We start from the raw sequence: 1,961 nt of genomic DNA on the forward strand, positions 1-1,961 counted from the left end.
GAGGCGTCGAGGTGGACGCCCGCGACGGCCTGGAGGACGGAGGTGTGGCGTGAGAGGACGGCTTCGACTTCGCCCAGTTCGATGCGGAAGCCGCGCAGCTTCACCTGGAAGTCGGCGCGGCCGAGGAAGTCGAGCGAGCCGTCAGGGCGCCAGCGAGCAAGGTCACCGGTGCGGTAGAGGCGCGCGCCAGGGATGCCGGAGAAGGCGTCGGGGAGGAAGCGCTCAGCGGTGAGGTCGGGGCGGCCGAAGTAGCCGCGCACGACACCTTCGCCCGCGATGAAGAGCTCGCCGGGCGAGCCGATGGGGCAGGGCTGGCCGGAGGCGTCGAGGACGAAGAGACGGTTGTTGGTGAGAGGCGTGCCGATGGGAAGGGTGGCTGCGCCTTCGTCGGCGGGGGAAGCGGGGTGAGCGGAAGACCAGACGGTGGTTTCCGTCGGACCATACATGTTGAGCAGGGTGGAGCGAGGGAGCGCGGCGCGAAGCTGGGAGGCGAGAGGGCCGGGAAGCGCCTCACCGCCGACGAGGAGGTAGCGGAGGGACGCGAGCGCGGCGAGTGAGTCGTGCGCGAGCACCCTGGCGCGAGCGAAGGACGGCGTGCACTGGAGATGGGAGACAGGGTGGCGGCGGAGGACCTCGGGCAGCGTCAGCGCGGTGCCGAGGCGAGAGGCGGCGCGCTCGTCATGGAGGACGACATGGAAGCCTCGGCAGAGCGTCCAGAGCAACTCCAGGACGGAGATGTCGAAGGAGATGGAGGTGACGGCGAGCCACGTGCCGGGAGATGTGCCCAGGCGGTCATCCATGGCCGCGAAGAAGTTGGCGGCGGTGCGGTGAGGCACCATGACGCCCTTGGGCCGGCCGGTTGAGCCCGACGTGTAGATGACGTACGCCAGATTGGCCGCGTCTGCGTTGCCGGGAGTCCGCGCTTCCTCGTCGCCCGTCTCGTCGAGAAGGAGGACCTGAGCCTCCGAGGAAGGCAGTGAGTCGAGGAGGCGTCGCGACGTGAGGATGAACGGAGCGCGAGAGTCCTGGAGCATCCAGGAGAGGCGGTCCGAGGGGTAATCAGGGTCGAGAGGAACGTACGCGCCGCCCGCGTGGAGGATGGCGAGCATGGCGGCGACCATGTCGGCGGAGCGGTGGACGAAGAGACCGACGGGGGCGTCCGGGCGGAGGCCGAGGGACTGGAGTCGGTGGGAGAGACGAAGGACGCGCTGGTGGAGGTGGCGGTAGGAGAGCGAGACGTCACCGAAGGACAGCGCGGTGGCGTCGGGGGTGAGCGCGGCCTGTGCCTCGAACTGGAGGTGGAGGCAGGCCGAGTCGAAGTGGCGCGAAGAGGTGTTGAAGGAGCGAAGGACCTGCTCGCGCTCCTCTCCCGTCACCAGGGAGAGTGTCCCCAGGCGTGCGTCGGGACTGGAGATGAGGGCCTGGAGCGCGACGCTCCAGTGGCGCAGGAGGCGCTCGGGGGTGGAGGGCTCGAAGCGCGCGGCGTCGAAGAGCAGGCGCAGCTCCAGGGCGTCCCCGGGGATGACGTACGCCTCCAGTGGGGTATCGGCCTGCTCACGCGCGCTGAAGTCGCGGATGCCCAGCTCGGCGCTGGCCGAGTTGACGGCGGCGTCGACGGGGAAGTTCTCGACGATGAAGAGGGACTCGAAGAGGGGCGTGCCACGCGGCACGTCGCTCCACCGCTGGAGGTGGGTCAGCGGCGTGTGCTCGAACTGGCGCAGCTCGAGCTGCTGGGTGTGGAGCTGCTGGAGCCAGGAGAGCGCGGTGGCGTCTTCGTCGACGAAGATGCGGACGGGCAGTGTGTTGATGAAGAGGCCGACGGCGTGCTCGATGCCGGCGACGTCGGCGGAGCGACCCGAGGTGGTGGCGCCGAAGAGGATGTCCTGCTCACCGGTGTGACGTGAGAGCACCAGCGTCCAAGCGGCCTGGACCAGTGCATTGAGGGTGAGGTGGTGCTGGCG

1 protein-coding gene is annotated in these 1,961 nt (G+C 69.5%); it reads right to left on the minus strand.

The features are described from left to right. The coding region (locus HUA75_RS45890; protein ID WP_174490118.1) for an amino acid adenylation domain-containing protein at positions 1 to 1,961 on the minus strand (1,961 nt) is incomplete at both ends.

This window comes from Myxococcus sp. CA040A (genome assembly GCF_013336725.1).
GTDB classification, from domain to species: domain Bacteria; phylum Myxococcota; class Myxococcia; order Myxococcales; family Myxococcaceae; genus Myxococcus; species Myxococcus llanfairpwllgwyngyllgogerychwyrndrobwllllantysiliogogogochensis.